The 17,326-nt window shown below is 47.2% G+C and carries 18 protein-coding genes; 12 read left to right on the forward strand and 6 right to left on the reverse strand.

The window, feature by feature from the left end; translation table 11 throughout:
- Positions 1-19 precede the first annotated feature (19 nt).
- The 5 genes from PAV_RS17665 (at position 20) to PAV_RS17680 (ending at position 4,935) form a co-directional block, all read left to right on the forward strand.
- Positions 20-1,111, forward strand: coding sequence for a glycosyltransferase family 61 protein (locus PAV_RS17665; RefSeq protein WP_005548624.1), 1,092 nt, complete (start codon positions 20-22; stop codon positions 1,109-1,111).
- A gap of 333 nt (positions 1,112-1,444) precedes the next feature.
- Positions 1,445-2,077 (forward strand): acetyltransferase, encoded by a 633-nt coding sequence (locus PAV_RS17670; protein WP_051135160.1) that lies wholly within the window; start codon positions 1,445-1,447, stop codon positions 2,075-2,077.
- 39 nt (positions 2,078-2,116) lie between these two features.
- Positions 2,117-3,223 (forward strand): DegT/DnrJ/EryC1/StrS family aminotransferase, encoded by a 1,107-nt coding sequence (locus PAV_RS17675; protein ID WP_005548628.1) that lies wholly within the window; start codon positions 2,117-2,119, stop codon positions 3,221-3,223.
- A 30-nt stretch (positions 3,224-3,253) separates the two neighbouring features.
- Positions 3,254-3,601 (forward strand): DUF4214 domain-containing protein, encoded by a 348-nt coding sequence (locus PAV_RS36285; protein ID WP_005548630.1) that lies wholly within the window; start codon positions 3,254-3,256, stop codon positions 3,599-3,601.
- Positions 3,602-3,651: 50 nt separating this feature from the next.
- Positions 3,652-4,935: a glycosyltransferase gene (locus PAV_RS17680; protein ID WP_005548632.1), complete on the forward strand. Its 1,284-nt coding sequence runs from the start codon at positions 3,652-3,654 to the stop codon at positions 4,933-4,935.
- Between the two features lie 57 nt (positions 4,936-4,992).
- Here the strand turns inward: PAV_RS17680 and PAV_RS17685 are convergent, their stop codons facing one another.
- On the reverse strand, positions 4,993-6,168 hold the full coding sequence (locus PAV_RS17685; RefSeq protein ID WP_005548634.1) for a glycosyltransferase: 1,176 nt from the start codon (positions 6,166-6,168) through the stop codon (positions 4,993-4,995).
- Positions 6,169-6,320: 152 nt separating this feature from the next.
- Here PAV_RS17685 and PAV_RS36295 point away from each other — a divergent pair, with 152 nt between their 5' ends.
- Positions 6,321-6,950, forward strand: a complete 630-nt coding sequence (locus PAV_RS36295; RefSeq protein WP_238555853.1) for a hypothetical protein — start codon at positions 6,321-6,323, stop codon at positions 6,948-6,950.
- A complete protein-coding gene (locus tag PAV_RS36300) occupies positions 6,848-7,429 on the forward strand; it encodes a glycosyltransferase (RefSeq protein WP_238555854.1) in 582 nt (193 codons plus the stop codon). The genes PAV_RS36295 and PAV_RS36300 overlap by 103 nt, the downstream gene beginning before the upstream one ends.
- Before the next feature lie 27 nt (positions 7,430-7,456).
- On the opposite strand, the gene mnmH is transcribed toward PAV_RS36300, so the two are convergent.
- Positions 7,457-8,494: a tRNA 2-selenouridine(34) synthase MnmH gene (gene mnmH, locus PAV_RS17695; protein WP_005548640.1), complete on the reverse strand. Its 1,038-nt coding sequence runs from the start codon at positions 8,492-8,494 to the stop codon at positions 7,457-7,459.
- A gap of 159 nt (positions 8,495-8,653) precedes the next feature.
- On the opposite strand from mnmH, the gene PAV_RS17700 reads away from it, so the two are divergent.
- The 4 genes from PAV_RS17700 to PAV_RS17715 are packed head-to-tail and all read left to right on the forward strand — an operon-like array spanning position 8,654 to position 12,766.
- Complete coding sequence (locus tag PAV_RS17700) at positions 8,654-9,832, forward strand: mannose-1-phosphate guanylyltransferase (protein ID WP_005548642.1); 1,179 nt, start codon at positions 8,654-8,656, stop codon at positions 9,830-9,832.
- A gap of 18 nt (positions 9,833-9,850) precedes the next feature.
- Positions 9,851-10,951, forward strand: a complete 1,101-nt coding sequence (locus PAV_RS17705; RefSeq protein WP_005548644.1) for a glycosyltransferase family 4 protein — start codon at positions 9,851-9,853, stop codon at positions 10,949-10,951.
- A 19-nt stretch (positions 10,952-10,970) separates the two neighbouring features.
- Positions 10,971-11,729 carry a glycosyltransferase family 2 protein gene (locus tag PAV_RS17710; protein WP_005548647.1) on the forward strand — a complete coding sequence of 253 codons (759 nt, stop codon included), beginning with the start codon at positions 10,971-10,973 and terminating at the stop codon, positions 11,727-11,729.
- On the forward strand, positions 11,726-12,766 hold the full coding sequence (locus tag PAV_RS17715) for a glycosyltransferase family 4 protein (protein WP_005548649.1): 1,041 nt from the start codon (positions 11,726-11,728) through the stop codon (positions 12,764-12,766). The genes PAV_RS17710 and PAV_RS17715 overlap by 4 nt, the downstream gene beginning before the upstream one ends.
- 71 nt (positions 12,767-12,837) lie before the next feature.
- Here the strand turns inward: PAV_RS17715 and PAV_RS17720 are convergent, their stop codons facing one another.
- The 4 genes from PAV_RS17720 to PAV_RS36305 are packed head-to-tail and all read right to left on the reverse strand — an operon-like array spanning position 12,838 to position 16,540.
- Positions 12,838-13,467, reverse strand: a complete 630-nt coding sequence (locus PAV_RS17720; RefSeq protein ID WP_005548650.1) for a DUF1796 family putative cysteine peptidase — start codon at positions 13,465-13,467, stop codon at positions 12,838-12,840.
- Between the two features lie 14 nt (positions 13,468-13,481).
- Positions 13,482-14,132 (reverse strand): glycosyltransferase family 2 protein, encoded by a 651-nt coding sequence (locus PAV_RS17725; RefSeq protein WP_005548652.1) that lies wholly within the window; start codon positions 14,130-14,132, stop codon positions 13,482-13,484.
- 57 nt (positions 14,133-14,189) lie between these two features.
- Positions 14,190-16,232 (reverse strand): glycosyltransferase, encoded by a 2,043-nt coding sequence (locus PAV_RS17730; RefSeq protein WP_005548654.1) that lies wholly within the window; start codon positions 16,230-16,232, stop codon positions 14,190-14,192.
- Between the two features lie 41 nt (positions 16,233-16,273).
- Entirely contained in the window at positions 16,274-16,540 is a 267-nt protein-coding gene (locus PAV_RS36305) for a DUF4214 domain-containing protein (RefSeq protein WP_005548656.1), read from the reverse strand.
- 196 nt (positions 16,541-16,736) lie between these two features.
- Here PAV_RS36305 and PAV_RS17740 point away from each other — a divergent pair, with 196 nt between their 5' ends.
- The gene (locus PAV_RS17740) at positions 16,737-17,306 is read left to right on the forward strand and encodes a class I SAM-dependent methyltransferase (RefSeq protein ID WP_005548658.1); all 570 of its coding nucleotides are present in this window, start codon (positions 16,737-16,739) and stop codon (positions 17,304-17,306) included.
- Positions 17,307-17,326 lie beyond the last annotated feature (20 nt).

Here is a 17,326-nt window from a genome sequence, read left to right on the forward strand (position 1 = left end):
TATAGGGAGGGAAGTGAGGATGTTTACCATCCCTGATCAATACTATGGACGAACGAAAGAGTGGGCCATTTTCTATGCAAATGGGCACCAGATCCCAATCGAAACAATCTATAAAGTGATTCACCCGCAAGAAACGCTCGTGCTACGGCCAACAAAGGGGTTCGATCCTATGCGATGGCCAATAGTATGCAGCTATGAGGAAGCCTTTGTAGCTACCGTGCCAACTGGTCGCCTTGCTACGGGGAACTGCTATGTCATCACACCGGATAACAAGCGCTTGCTCGATGTCGAGTATTTTTACCCCTATAATATGTCCATACTCCCTCCACCCATCTACCAATCAGGAACGGTTGGCACTGTTGTGTGGGGATGGAATATTCCTGAAGTAGCGTTTACACAAGCCATATTCGGTCATTGGTTTTTTGACATTTTGCCGCGATTTCATTTACTTCAGCAGAGCGGTGCTTGCATCGAGAAGTACGTCATCGGCAAACTAACGCATTCATTCCAATATGAATCCTTGGACATGCTCGGCATCCCGCGCGACAAGATCATACAAGTAGAGCAAAATGATTTTCATCTCGTCGCCGATCAACTGCTTGTTCCTGCCGTGCCATGGATGATAGGCAAAAGCCCCCGATGGGCATACCAATATATACGTCACCAGCTAAAAGATAACCATTTGATCAGCCCTATTCCAGGGTACGAACGAATCTATGTCTCACGGCAAGATGCCTATGCTCGATATGTCATAAATGAAGATGAGGTCATGGAACTGCTGCAATCCAAAGGATTCACTAAAATTGTACTTACTCCTTTAACAACAACAGAGAAAATTGCCATGTATTCATCTGCCAAGGTTATTGTTGCACCATTCGGGAGCGGAAATATCAATTTCGCATTTTGCAATCCAGGTACGAAAGTCATCGAGCTTACTCCGCACACGATAACGGACGACTATTTCTGGAAAATAAGCAATCATGCAGGACTCGACTACTATGAAGTCATCTGCGACATTGAATATCCCGCCAAGCCTGTTGGGGGGGCAGACAACTTGGTTGTTAATATGGATAAGCTGCAGAACGTACTTCTTCTAGCCGGGATCCAGTAGGATAATGTTTGCTATTGTCTTCGTATCTGGGCAGATTCCAATATCACCCTCATGAAATGAACTGATCATTAGAATGGCGGATGCAGGCCAGCATGCCTGCATCCGTTTTTTTGCAATCCGGCTTACTTCATATTGATCATACCGTTTTTAACATAACAAGAAAAAATATCGACGTATCAGCAGCAATCTTGTATCAACACTAGATTTGTTTTATATACAGCAATACACCCATTTTAGGGTCAATCATTTGTTCTGCCTAAGTCGTCCTCCTGACAATCATCATAATGTAACAGTACAGACAATGTGGTCAGGAGGAAATGCTTCGTGTCAAGCATGCAGAAAACCGTGATCATTGGCGCAGGAGGCCATTCGAAAGTCATAATCGATATTTTGCAGCACAATGAATCGATAGAGATTGTTGGATGTACGGATCACTCACAAAAAAAGGAGATTATGGGAATTCCTATACTCGGCAATGATTCTATCTTGCCTTCTTTATTCGAGAGCGGTATCCATCATGCCTTCGTCGCCATCGGAGACAACAAGCGAAGATATAACATAGCCACTCAAGTTCAACAGTTAGGCTTTACCTTAATTAACGCCATCAGTCCGTCTGCTTATATATCTTCCACCGCCCAGCTTGGAAGAGGAATTGCAATCATGCCTAACGCTGTTTTGAATGCAGAAGCTCACATCCATAATTACTCCATTATTAACACAGGTGCCTCTATCGATCATGAATCCATCATAGAACAGGCATGTCATGTCGCTCCTGGCGCCACACTCTCTGGAAATGTACATGTGAAGGAAGGAAGTTTCCTCGGCACGGGATCCAGCGTAATCGACGGGATTACTATTGGAGCATGGTCTATTTTGGGGGCTGGTTCTGTTGCCATTCGCAATATTCCTGAATCATGTGTTGCTGTCGGGGTTCCAGCTCGCGTCATTAAGCAGACTCCATGTTAAACCGCTCTACTTGCAGACATGAATGTTGGAGGGAAAAACATGAATAAATACTACCCAATAGCAACCCCCATTTTGAATGGGAATGAAACGAAGTATGTGTTGGACTGTTTGAATACGACGTGGATTTCTTCCAACGGCCCATATTTGGGACAATTCGAGAAGCAATTTGCAGCTCTTTGCCAGACCGAGCATGCCATTGCCTGCAGCAATGGAACAGCGGCTCTGCATCTTGCTCTGCTGGCTCACGGCGTCGAGCCGGGAGACGAGGTGATCGTACCTACACTAACGTTTGTTGCCACAGCCAATGCAGTTGCCTATTGCGGTGCAGTTCCTGTATTTGTCGACGCAGAAGCTGATACGTGGAACATGGACGTTCGTGCAATCGAACAAAAAATAACTGCCCGTACAAAAGGAATCATTGCTGTTCACTTGTATGGTCATCCGGCCGATATGGATCCAATCATGAGGCTCGCAGAGCGATACGATTTGTTCGTGATCGAGGATGCTGCTGAAGCAATTGGCGCTCAATATAAAGGCAGAATGGCTGGTTCGCTAGGCCATACAGCAACATTCAGCCTATTCGGCAATAAGGTCATTACAACCGGAGAAGGCGGCATTATCACAACAGACAACGATGAGATCGCGGATAAAATCAGGCTGTTGAGGGGTCAGGGCATTGATAAAAATAAAAAGTATTGGCATCCGGTTATCGGCTACAACTATCGGATGACGAACATTCAGGCCGCTATAGGCTGCGCCCAATTGGAAAAGGTAGAATGGCATATTCGACAGCGTATCCGGGTAGCGATGCACTATTATGATTATTTAAAGCACGACGATAGACTGGCACTGCCTGTACAACAGGTATGGGCCAAAAATGTATTTTGGATGTTCAGCGTTGTATTGAACGGCTATTCCGAGCAGCAGCGAGATCAGATTATGAAATTGTTGAAGGATAAAGGCATTGAAACCAGACCTTTCTTCTATCCCATGCATATTCTTCCTCCGTATCGGAATGGTCAGCTGCTCGATGAATATCCAGTCGCCAACCGAATTGCAGCCCAAGGCATGAATCTACCCAGCCATGGCGAATTAAGTGAGCACGACGTTCAGTACATCTGCCAAACGCTTCAAGAGGTACTATGACATCAACTGAGCTGTTAGGAGGAGACACCTTTGAACCAGCAGTTTCGAATTATCCATTTCATACAAGCAATTATACGGCTTGATGGGAACCATTTCATCGCAGAGCTCTTCCGGCAATTCCTCCACCGGGAGCCGGGAGCAATAGAATATCAGCACTATTCAAGGCTGCTGGCTTCTCACAAAACAAAGGCAGCCATTATTGAGCAAGTCATGTGCAGTAGTGAAGCAGAACAAAACTATCTTCGGCCTCCTGCCAGTTTTATTCCCACGGAGGCCCTTACCGCAGCAAACCTTTTTCGGCGTTTTTACGCTGCAGAGCCTTTTTCTTTATTCATTCGCTCTACGATGAACTGTTGTGCCGCTGTCCAGATACGTTAGGCTTGCGAAGTCATATACAAGGATTACAGGCCCGACATAGCAAAAAGCTCATGATTCGGCAATTTTTTAATTCCCCGGAATTCCATCACCTGCTTGCACAGCCGCTGCCTCCGTTGAAACCCGATCCGTCTGTCCCCGCAGCTCTCTCGGGAATCGTGCAGCATGTGGGGATATTTCTGGCCTATCCGCATCCACTTGCCATGGATGGAGAGGGAATTGGACGTTTTCTCTACCGGCTGACGAGAGGCATGTTGACTAATTTTCCGCATATACACATTCATATTGCTGCGACGGGATACAATTTTGCAGATGCTGAACACACCTTCTCTCCTCTCAGGAATATGTTTCCTGGCCGCGTCCATATTCATCATCACAACAATGTAGAACACTTTAATACTCATGTGCCTGCTGAGGTATGGATTGTGCCGATTCTTACACTTGATCTAGCTATGTTTTTAAGAAAGCCATACATCCTATGCCTGCATGATCTCGTGCACCATCAGTTTAAAGAGCTTTATTTCTCCACCTATCCGGAGTTTTGCCATCGGGTGGATCGCAACGGGTACTATATTTTGCACAAAGCCGCCGCAGTTGTCTCGAACTCGAATTATGTACGAACTCATCACGCGATCGGAATTGCCGGTTTGCCTGTTCACAAAACACATGTCATCCGGCTCGCTCCACCCAGTGACGAGTATCAGTCATTTTCATTCCTGAATGAAGCCCATTTCAGAATGAAATATCAACTTCCTTATGAATACATGGTATTTCCAACTGTACTTCGCCTTCACAAAAACTTTGAACGGCTCATCGCTGCCTATATTAAATTCAGACAGTCCATCGATGGATACCACTCTCGCCTGCGCCTTGTTTTTACAGATCAATTATCTAACAATCCAAAGCAGGCAGAAGTCATGCACATGCTGCACCAGATCCATGATCCTGAAATATTGAACGGTCTCATGTTCATTGGCAGAATTCCGACCTCCGACCTGCCTTCCCTATACAAATACGCAGTAGGCACCATCGTTCCAACCTTGTTTGAAGGCAGCTGCCCATTCCCGATACTTGAATCCTTGACAGTCGGAACTCCTGTTGCCGCCGCCAATATCGAAGTATCGAATGAACTTATTTCGGACATGAGCGCCTTCCTTGCTTTTAATCCTTACTCTGTAGATGAAATTGTAGCTAGTATGAGAGCGCTTTGGGTATTCCGCTATACTTTGCTGCCTAGGCAGCAGGAAGTCATTCAAGGAGCCTTGCAGCGAAGCTGGTCGGATGTAGCCAACGAGTACTATGCCCTGCTCCAGCACGTAGCAACTAATTCCTTATAAGCCTTATCTCTCGGCTCTAATATAGACAAACACGTACCTAGCCTAGCAGCAAACGTTCTATATCATGCCGTAATATTTCAAGTACGCTACACGGAATACATGTATATATTGACTCGCGATCTGATCCCATGTATCCGTCGGATCATGCATGCCTTGCTGCGCTGACGATTTATAATGATTGTAGTTATCAAAAAGAAGCTGCAATGCCTGAGCGATGGAATCCGGAGATTCTGGATCGAACCAAAGGATATCTGCACTATGCCTTGCCAAATGTTCTCTCATTACAGGGATATCTGAGCATAGTACTGGTACTCCGAGCCGCAGTGCTTCTTCAACAGGGTAGCTCCCGCCACCCTCTGACATGCTCGGCATAATGAGCGCCTGGGCTTTCCTGATTATAGGAATCACATTCGAATCCTGAATGAATCCCAATGGATAAATGTCTGCATCCACGCGGAGTCCCGATCTCTCCATTAATGATATCAGCGTAGGCACATACATCTGTTCCGGCCACAGTGGAGGAGCAGAGCGCAGCAATTCCGTATTATGGCCAAACAAAACGAGAGGAACTTTGCCAGAAGCGGTGCAGCGGGAATAGCCCAGCAGCAAATTATAGTGGTTTTTGTGCGGAGATATATTACTCGGATATACGATATATAGCGGCGGGAGACGTACAGCGACATCAGCACTTATCGTCTCCTTGTTCAAGTGTTTTATTGGATCTGCGGGCAATATGGCATGTGGGATAATAGTCGCGTTATTGCCCACCTCACCGAAATAATGAATTAATCGATTTTGCACATGACGCGAAGACACGACAATCGAGGTCATATTACGTAGCCATTCCTGTGCGTCCCGCCAAGCTTGCTGGATGATTGAGCCTGACACATATGGTGGTACAAAGTCAAAGATCGTTGCATCATGAAAGGTGCATATCGTCGGAAGAGCTACCTTCACATAAGCTGGCCCATGCGGCCAAAAGAAATAAACAACATGACAATCCGCTAATAGTATACTTGCTTCGGGCGATTGAATGCTTCCGCTAAAATACACAATATCAATATTGGGGTAGCCGGATGTATCCAAACGCTCCTTGAATTTCGTATCAGGCGAGATGACTAGTCTGACAAGATCAATATCAACCTGTCTGGCCATGGCAGGCAGCATATTTGATAATAATCTGGCTCCACCACCAGCAGATATCATATTGGCACACCATATCATAATCCTCATTATCCACACTCCTTAGAAGCAATATCTTGCTGAATGCAGTCAATCAGTTAATCAATATGCGGCCTACTGTGCTAAGATTCGTGGGAATAGCCGTGACACATCGTGCCGGTTTGCGAGTAAAATGACGATAGAGATTGGAGGGGAACATGAGGATGGCGCAAATCATATGGCATGGCGCTGCATTTGATTCCAGTGGATATGCCAAGGCAACCAGAGAATATGTACTCGCACTGCATGCTGCCGGAGTAGATGTGAAGCTTGAAACCTATCAAGGGCTGCCGCAGGTAGGGCTACCAGCCGAACAACAAGCCGTGCTGGAGCACATGCTCCGAAAGCGGCGTAGCACTGTGCAGCGAGTTAGCGTCTATCACTACATCCCGGATTTTTGGCGAAGAAAGCTACGAGCTTCTTTCGGATTTACCTATTGGGAAACCTCCAAAATACCGGATAACTGGATTAAGCAAGCGAATCAAATGAGCGGCGTTCTATTGCCCAGCATCCATAACATCAGCGTATTTCGTCAATCCGGTGTCCAAGTACCGCTGTATCACGTTCGGCCTTGTCTATCCGAGCCCTTTCATCCACCTTCGCTAGAATACACACCCGCATATGTAAACCATTTGCCGCCATTTCGTTTTTATCCGTTTGCTCTTGGATCGATCGCAAAGGAATCGATATTTTGCTCAAAGCATTTTGGAGTGAATTTACCGCAAATGATCCTGTTTCTCTCATTATTAAGACCGCAGGTTCTCCAGACTTGTATCATATTGTGGAGCGTTTGAAGAAAGAACTCCAGTTACCACATCATCCCGCGCCTGTCTATCTTGATCTGGAGCTGCGCAGTGAGATGGAGATGGATGCCTTATATCGAAGCAGTCATGCTTTTGTGCTGCCGAGCCGTGGGGAAGGTGTCGGTTACCCTGTGTTGGAAGCCGCCATGCGGGGAGTGCCTATTATTGTGACCGGATGGGGCGGCCATCTAGATTTTTTGAATGAATATAACAGCTACTTAATTCCCTACCATCTCGTCCCTGTAACCCCTCAGCCTTATTATCAAGGATATCAGCCGGATCAGTTGTGGGCCGAATCATCGATCGAAGCACTGCGCTGCTTAATGCGGAACGTAGTATCCAATTATGAGGAAGCTGCCATCAAGGGACAAATTGCCATGCAGCATACACTTTCTCATTTTTCACCGGAGAAGGCTGCACAGGATCTCATTTCAGCCCTGTCGCAGACAACAGGCTTCACCTTCGCCTAACGGTAAAGGTGAAGCCTGTAACTCGTGCTATGATAGTCCCATTCGTCCAAGATGGGCCTTAATTTGTCGCAATGCATCATCTACATGTGCTGCCGCAATTGAATGTATCTCTCCTTCATAGCCGATGGAAGCATGATCGTACCGGGAATCATAGTAGTGTGTAAGCATGAGCGACACAGCTTCCCCATAGTTCTCCATGCGAAGAGCCTCAGCAATAGCGTGCGCATGTGGCGTATGCATACGGCGCTGAATGCGTGCAAAGGCTTCACGAATGGCCATCGGATGCTTGGATGGCTCATATTCCTTTACGATATTTCGAACCCGCTCCTGTATCGGCAGTTGGATATCAAGCACCGTACCGGCTTTCTTGGCGTTCATCAGGAATTCAGGCAGCATGACCTTGCCAATTCTTCGACTTTCCGCCTCAAGCAGGATGCAAGGGACTTTTGCGGCCTTCATCTGCTCCATCTTCTCGTACAGCATGGCATCGAACATTTTCTGATTATTCGGAGCTTGTCCGATATGTCCGAATACAGATCCCCGGTGTCCGGCCATCTCTTCCAAATCAAGCACAGGATATCCCTCTGTTTGCAAACGGCGCAAAATATCGGTCTTCCCTGTTCCCGTATGTCCTGACAATACCACACACGGAACTCGCCATTCATATTGCTCCAGTGATTCTTGAATCCATTGACGATAGGTGCGAATGCCGCCTGACAGTCGGTATGGCTTCAGCCCCATCAAAGACATGCACGTAGCCATTGTACGGCTTCGCATGCCGCCCCGCCAGCAGTAAATGACGATCGTGCCAGGCAGCTCCTTGAATTGCTTATATAATAGGGGAAGCTTGGCTGATGCGATCTCTAAGCCCCGCTCCTTGGCCGCTTCTATACTTATCTGCTTGTATATCGTTCCGATTTCCGCCCGTTCTTCATTGTTGAACAAGGGAATATTAATGCTTCCTGGTATTCGGAATTCAGCGAATTCTCCTGGCGAACGCACATCAACAAGCGTTGCCTCCTTGACCCGCAATGCCATACACTGTTCTAATGAAATATCGTGCATACCCTCTCACCTCTTGTTGTCACTTGCTATACTATGACGAATCTCAACATATTTTCTCGATTTCGATCTACTTTTAAGACTATAGCATTCCGCCTCAGAAATCCACTCCGACAATCGCCGTGCCCTTTTCCCCACTAGGTACATATGTAGTAATAACCCATGATTGTCATCACTGTCTTTTTTCAGGAGGTGTTTCACATCGCGACCGTTAAGGCAGTTATATTGGCTGGCGGAACCGGAACCAGATTTTGGCCTTTCAGCCGAGCAGACTATCCCAAGCAATTTTTGCCCATTCTTCACCAGCAATCCATGATCGCCGATACACTGCAGCGAATGCTTGAATATATGCCGCTCGAACATATCTATATCGTATCCCTTGAAGAGTACATTCCTATCATTCGCAGGCAACTTCCAGATTTCCCGCTCAAGAACATTATTGTCGAGCCGATGGCGAGAGATACAGCCGCCTGTATCGGTCTTTCTGCGCTTCACATGATAGCGGCTGACGAGGATCCTGTTCTGATTACATTACCGTCTGATCACTATATCTCTGATACGGATGCTTTTCATGAAGCATTGCGGTCAGCCGTCTATCGTGCCGAACAGGAGCAATGTGTCGTTACGTTAGGCGTCAAGCCAACACGTCCCGAAACTGGATATGGCTACATTCGTATCCAGCAGAACGCGGAGAGCATTGGCCATTCTGGAAGTGCAGGAGGAATAGGAAACATAGGAAGTTCAGCAGCAACGAAGTCAGCCATAATTACCCCAGTCGAAAAATTTATCGAAAAGCCCGACCTGAACATTGCGACCAATATTTTCGCAGACGGATGCCACTATTGGAACACAGGGACATTTATTTGGAGAGCTTCGACGATTATGAACCTGATTCATCTGCACCTTCCTGAGCTGTACCGGGCCTTATTAGATATGAAGGACATGTTGAACGATCAAGAGAACGGTCAACAACAGCTCAGAACCGCATACAGTAGTCTCAAGAAGCAATCCATTGACTATGGCGTCATCGAAAAATGTGAATCCATTTATATGATTCCTGTCCATTACGGCTGGGATGATCTCGGCAATTGGAATGCGCTGGAGCGCATTCATCAATTTGACGCTCATCTCAATATTGTTCATGGTCTCCATGAAGGGATCGATACGGAACGCTGTATCATTTATGGGGCAACAGAGCAGCTGATAGCGACTGTCGGGATTGAGGATTTGGTCGTTGTCGCTACAGATGATGTGGTGCTCGTCTGCCCGAAAGAAAGGACGCAGGATATCAAAAAAATGGTGGAGCATTTGAAGCTGCGTGGATATAGCACGTTTTTGTAGAGAGGTGGAACGGACGCAATGTATGTTCACAATATCGGCACTATATTTGAACCGACTGGATATGCGAAGGCGAATCGTCATGTCGTCCTTGAACTTATGAAGATGGGTGTGCAATTTCACTATACTCCGATTCATCCTGAAGTCGTCAGAGTTCCCATGGAGCCGGACATAGAAGCTGCTTTGCAGGCGATTTCACACGCTCCACTGCCAGAGAATCATATTGTATTTACTCACTACCCCGCGATTCAATTTGTGAAGGACATTCATCGATTCACCATTGGCATGACCATGTACGAATGCAGTCGACTACCATTCATGTGGTCCAGAAGATGCAGCAGCATGGATGAAGTATGGGTGCCGTCCAGCTTCAATCGGGAAACCTTCCACCGTTCCGGAGTTCCCTTGCACAAAATTCAAGTGATGCCATACGGTATCGATTCAACCATGTTCTCTCCCGATCATCCTCCGCTCCCGATTCCCGGCAAACGAAGCTATACCTTCTTATCCGTCTGCTCCTTCGATGATCGCAAAGGCATTGACATCTTAATTACTGCCTTCCTCGAAGAATTTGCAGAGTTCGAGGATGTGTGCCTCATTATTAAAACGCGTTCCACTACGGAGGAGGAGATCGGCCGTCAGCAAGCCTATATTGATTCGATTGCCTTCAAGACGGCAGGAAAGTCCCGTTCCTCAATCATTCTTATCTCTGCCATACACAGTTGGAGTGAACCGGAATTGGCAATGCTCTACAACAGTGCCGACAGCTACGTGCTCCCTACTCGGGGGGAAGGGTGGAGCTTAACCGTCATGGAGGCAATGGCTTCAGGCCTTCCTGTCATTACAACACGCTGGTCGGCTCATCTTGATTTCGTCAATGATGCCAACGGATATCTTATCTCCGTCCAAAAGTTCGCGCCGGCTCACCCTGGGAATTCCCGCATGCTGTGGGCAGTTCCTGACCTCATGCACTTAAGGCAACTAATGAGGCATGTGTATGTGAATCGGGAAGAAGCCGCCGCCAAGGCCGCTCTTGGACGACATACGGTAAAGGAGCAATTCACATGGCAAGCAAGCGCAGCCCGTATGCTGCATCGTCTACAGGAAATATCTTCGCGTTAAAAAGGGAGATGGCAACCTTATGATTAGTGTCATTGTTCCTACAATCCATCACACCGATCTCGTTAAGCATTGCGTGCACAGCTTCATCCATACCGTGCACGACTTACCCTATGAAATTATCGTTGTCGATGATGGAAGCTCTGGCTCTATACAGGAGGAGTTGGCAAGATGGGCAGCTCCTCTTCAAGTCCAATTCATTGCCAAGCCGAACAATAACGGCTTCAGTCATAGCGTCAATTTGGGCATTCGGCACGCCAAGGGACAGTACATCTTGCTCGTCAATAATGACGTATTTTTTCATGAACCCGGATGGCTCCACCATCTGATCGCTACCATGAATAGTGATCCCGCAATCGGCATCGTCGGTGCGAGACTTCTCTACCCAGATAGAACGATACAGCATGGCGGTGTTATCCCGACAGCAAAGGGGCATTTCGATCACCGCTACCGCCGGCAGCCCGCCGACTACGAGCCTGCCTTGGCCGTGGAGGATATGAATGCTGTAACCGGTGCTTTAATGCTCATACGCAGACAGCTCCTCGACCAGGTTGGCCTATTATCCGAGGACTTTTTCATTGCTTTTGAGGATGTTGACCTCTGTTATCGCGCCAAGATGCATGGCTACCGTGTTGTATATTGTGGAACTGCCTGTGCGCTCCATGCCGAAGGGTATACTCGAGGCACGACGAAAGCAAACAAAAATCCCTATTGGAGACAAAAAGAAATGGAAGCAAGAAAAAAATTCTGGATGAAATGGGGAGGGAAAATCATCCGATGACAGCTCCTCTCGAAGTCGTATACGTGCTTGAATTGACCGGCTTGTCCGGCGGCATCCGCAACGTATTCGAGCAAGTCAATCGACTGCATGATATGGGTGTCAAAGTACATTTATTTGCGCTGGATAAGCAGCCAAACTGGTTCCCGCTTAAAGTGCCTGTTCGCCGCTTCGCCAATTATACGTCCATGATGCGCTACTTGAAGCAAATGAACTGCATTAAGGTCGCAACATGGTGGAAAACACTCTCCGCCGTATGGCACAGCTGTGACCGCAATCGTGGCGGAAGCGGCGTGCCGCTGTACCTTGTGCAGGATATTGAAGAAAGCTATTACCCAAACTGGAATGATATGCAAGAGCGAGTTCGGAATACGTACCGCGTTCCCGTGCATATGATGACCATAGCGGATTGGACGACAAAGCAACTGCTAGAGCGATTCCAGCAGCACGCAAGCAATATTTCCATTGCGGTAGACTTCGATCTGTATAAGCCGAACCGCACCCATGATTATGATCCTTTCCGGATTCTTGCCTGCAGCCGCCGGAGCCAGCATTTGAAAGGCTTTGATATTACGGTTCAAGCTGCGAAAGATGTATGCTCCAGGCTTCCGCAAGCATCGATGATCACCTTTGGCGTAGAACCGCCTCATCTGCAAGGGATCTCTCATTTACATTTCTCTCATCCTGATGACCATCATGTTGCCTATTTATACGCCAACTGTGGAGTATTCGTCCAAACCTCCTATCACGAGGGCTTCGGGCTTCCTATATTAGAGGCAATGGCCTGCGGAGCTCCGGTGGTAACTACCAAGGCAGAAGGAAACGAGGAATTCTGTCACAATGAGTGGAATTGTATTCTGGTGGAAAAAGGGGATGTTGCCGGCGTTTCGCAAGGTATCCTGCGCATACTGACCGATCCTCAATTCGCCGCCTACATCACGGCCAATGCCATGGCGACGGCACAGCACTACAATTGGCCGCGCATCATGAATAATTTGACGAATGTGTTTCACGCTGTGGCGCCGCAATTGCAACGGTAAATGTTCCATGAAATAGGCCCCACCCGATTGTTATCGGAGTGGGGCCTATTTCATGTCCAGCGGCACGAATCTTATTTAGCAGCCTCATATCGGATATGGGCAAATACTTCATTCCATACTCTATCGCACTCTTCATCCCAGCCAATAGGGAGCATTAGCCCACATGTATTGGCGAGCGGCCAGTTCAGATCTACTACTCGATACTCGCTGCCGGGATTCACAACCAGCAAGCTGAATTGGTGCTTTACGAGCGAAGCCAGAGCAGCCTCCAGCTCCGCGGCTTCCTCATAGGAGGCGTTCATACGGAGGAAGAAGAGGCGCTTGCTGTGCTCCGCCTTCGTTAGGAAGCGATGAATTCTTCGCTGCAAGGTCTCCATGAATGTCGGATATTTTAAGGCAATTCCCCTCCGCCGAGCCGAATGCAAAAAATCATGTACAGACTGGACATGATACACCCGATCTCTCACACAATAGTTATGGTAAAACACGATGCTTTCCACGACAAAGTGATCGGGATGCATGAACTTGGCAAATCGATTGCGAAGCAGCATACTTACCCCTGGCGTCGAATTGGAATACATCCAATCGATCACACCGCTATATGGCCGCAAGCCATAACGTTCTAAACGCTGTGCGGGGTAGCAATTAGAACCTAGGCTGTATACGGCGTCGTATACCCCATTGACGTCAGACAGCAGCACGACAATCTCCTCCACTACGTAAGATTGAATGGTGTCATATATGTTTCCTCAGCCATCTTGCCGCCCCACTTCAGCTCATAATACCGTTCATACAAGGGCCAGGTGGTATCAATAATAAAGTTATAACGAGCATCTGACTTTCTTGTTGAGCTTACATGATGATCGACCGCCAACCCTGTAAACACTTCATCATAACCAGCAAGTCTTAACCTGCGATGATAGTCTATATCGGCAAAATAACTGCTGAACACAGTATCCCATGATCCTGCAGCTCTTACCGCCTCCATATTGTAAGCAGCGAGTGCATCAAAGTTCGTTAAGGCAAGCCCCCACTTTCGTCCACTATTCTTCAACTCCTCAAGCACAGCCAAAAATGCTTCCGGCGTACCCGGATGCGCCTCTGCATCATTATGCATATAGAACACCGCATCGGCTTCCTGATCGGCAGCCACCTTCTGGAACCAATTCATCGATTGGGTAAATGTCAGCGGTACAGGAGGCTCATACACGGTAACACGCCGCGACAATTCACTGTCATATCTCAGCTCGCGCGTTGGAGAGTTATCCAATACGTAAGTATGTTTTCTATACAGCTCAATACTGTCTATTGCCCGGTACAGCAAATCCTTGCGGTTCACGTACGGGATTCCCACAACGTAACGCATAGCCACTCACTCCTTTTTTCTTTTCCTTACACCGTTATAAATGCCGAACCCGTTCCGCTATTTTTTCGCGGAATTTTCCCACGTCCAGTGTGACAGCACCAGTTGCGAGATGTACAGGCTTCGCTCCTTCACTATCTCTTGATTTTCATATACATGGCGCATCACATGAGCCAGATGCTCATAATCCGGCTCTGCCCACTGAAAACCTTTATAATACGGACATTTTGCTACAGCCGGAACCAGTCTCTTCACTTGAATGGGGTACCCGGTATGAATGTTCAAAAAGTCTCGCTGTGCGCTCCAATCTGTCGCGATAACCGGAATGCCGCAAGCCATCGACTCCAAAATCGGCATGCCCCAGCCCTCTCCCCTTGTAGGCAACACAAAGCAGTCTGCCGAACGATACAAGCTTCCGAGCAAATAGGACGGAATGGTTTGATTCTCGATAATAATGATCTTGGATTCTGCATGCTTCAAATTCAGCTTCCGAATTTCCGCACGCACATTCACTTCTGGATCTTTGTTCGTTATTTTGCAGACGAGCACCACATCATCGAAGGCGAACTCATTTGCGAATGTTCGCAGCATTTCCTCAGGGGCCTTACGTTCTCCCCATTCGAATACACTCAAAAACGTAAATTTTTCTGAGAAGCGGAAGGAACGGATGTTTGGGTTGAAAAAATTCGGATCAATCCCTAATGGGATGACATGAATCGGGACATGAACCCCGCTGTTGCGGAAGGTTTCCACATTGAAACTGGACGGAACCCACACTTCGTTCATTCGATTGCACTGACGCACCCATTCTTCAGGCAAGCCGTCCACTTCCAGCATCGTATAACCGATTTTGTATCTGCCCTCATTTTTGAAAAACACGTCGCCTTGTCCGTATACTACCTCAGGGGCCGATGCATCTCGATTGCGCATGCTGAATATATTTACGCGATAATCATCGCTCATATTAGGCTCCTTCGTATGGAAGGGTGTTCCGGGGCCATACACATAACGATAATGCATTTTAATATGCTGCTCGTCGAGGGCGATCATAAGGTTGCGGGAGGAATTCGCATATCCGCTAGGCAGATTGACGATGGAATGCCAGTTCAAGTGAGCTTGATATTGCCCTGCAAGATGATGGCCCCATTTATTGCGGAATATAGCTTGTGACTGCAAGAACAACTGATTAAAGTCTACATTATTCACCTTCGTAGAAGTATTTTGCGCATGAATCAACGTTACCCGACCATCGTAGATAACTCGAAATCCTGCGGCCAGCGTTCGCAAACAATAATCTGTGTCTTCAAAATACGCAAAATAATCAGTATCCAATGAACCGATGACATTAATGAGTTCGCGCTTCACATAAGCACATGCAAATACAACCCCTTGTACATCGCGTACACCTTCATATTGACGTATATCTGTCTGCATTCCACCGATTTGCTGCCCCCAGCACGTTTCCTCAAAAATGTACGTCCCCGCATGCTGCACCTTCCCGTCTTCGCCGCGCAATCTGCAGCCCACTACTCCGATATCTGGGGAGGAGAAAGCCGTCTCCTGCAGCCGCTCCAACCAATCCGCCTGCGAAATTAGAATATCGTTATTCAATAGCAAAATATCGCTTTCCAGATCACAGTGAGCAATCGCAAAATTATTGCCGGCCGTAAAGCCAATATTTTGGGGGCTCTCAATTAACGTAACCCAGTTCAAACCACGGAGATAAGCTACGGTTCCATCCGTACTCCCGTTATCCAGCACCACAATATTAACCAGTTCATGGGAAGCCATGGGAGCGAGTGAAGCAAGACATTGCTTCGTATGCTCCAATCCGTTCCACGTCAGGATGACAATGGACACTTTGCGCCGAAGCGAAGGTGCAGGTGTACAATTTTCAATCGACTTGGCGGGAGGGTATTCCAAAATTTCAAATCTTCCGAAATCAACAGGTCCATTATGTCTTGGCGCTTGGGGGGCACGTAGCAGCATTTGGCATTCAGGCGACATAAGAACACCTACAATAATCGAGAAACGAGGCTTTCCCTGTCTTAATAGGATGGAATAGTGCCAAAATGCACCCTCTTCTACTTCTCTGCAAAGCATTTCTCGATATAGCTCATGTGGAAATTCATTCGGATCGATCGTTAATAAGGTATAAATGCGATGAAAGATACGTAAAGGTGCCCCCCCATATCGATCCTACCTTCGCGGGTCAAAGCCTGCTTCAACTCTTTGCTCTTCATGAACTGAATCATGATCGTGAGCTTCGTATGCCCTGCGCGCAGCAGTCCAACAAAATGGCTCAGACCAGACAAATCCGGCTCTCTGTTCAACACCTGCCTATATAGTTCCGACACGAATGCTTCCTCTTCCAAGCGGAACATCTGGTGTAACGTCTGGATGATATTCAAACTCGATCCCTCCATACACATTACGGATGATACGGTCATTTACATTAGTGTATTAGCACAGGTTCCAATTTGACTGTGTATTTGACCGAAAAGGGCGCTAAATAACAAATAGATAGGAGCCTATTCAACATCTCCATCATTCCTGAATACAGTGAGACTAGATTTAGGTGATGGTATATGAATAAGGAGTGAAGAAATGAGACAAATCGTTAAAAATTTAGTGAAAATATGTTCGGACATTCTCCCCTATGAAGTGCCAGTATATGAATTTGGAGCGTATCAAGTGCAAGGTCAGGAAGGATTCGCTGATTTGCGTCCCTTCTTCCCCGGGAAACCTTATGTCGGATGTGATATGCGTCCTGGTGTAGGTGTAGATATGATCTTGGATCTCCATCATATTGATCTTCCTGCGGAAACAGCCGGACTTGTTATCTCCTTGGATACGCTTGAGCACGTGGAGGATCCCCGACTTGCGATGCAAGAAGTGCATCGCATCTTAAAGCCAAACGGTATTGCTATCATTACTTCCGTTATGAATTTCCCAATCCATGACTACCCGGCAGATTATTGGCGCTTTACGCCGCAAGCATTCGCCAGCATTTTGAAACCATTTGATACGGTTATCACTGATTATGCTGGGGAGGAATTGTTTCCGCATACTGTCATCGGGATCGGTATTAAGGGCAATGCTGTACCGGACGAAACGATTACCACACTCCAGCATTACTTAAATATGTGGAGAGCAGCAAGCTATCACCAGCATTAACATCTCAGGGGAGGGGGGAG

It is taken from the genome of Paenibacillus alvei DSM 29, from assembly GCF_000293805.1.
Taxonomy (GTDB): Bacteria; Bacillota; Bacilli; order Paenibacillales; family Paenibacillaceae; genus Paenibacillus_B; species Paenibacillus_B alvei.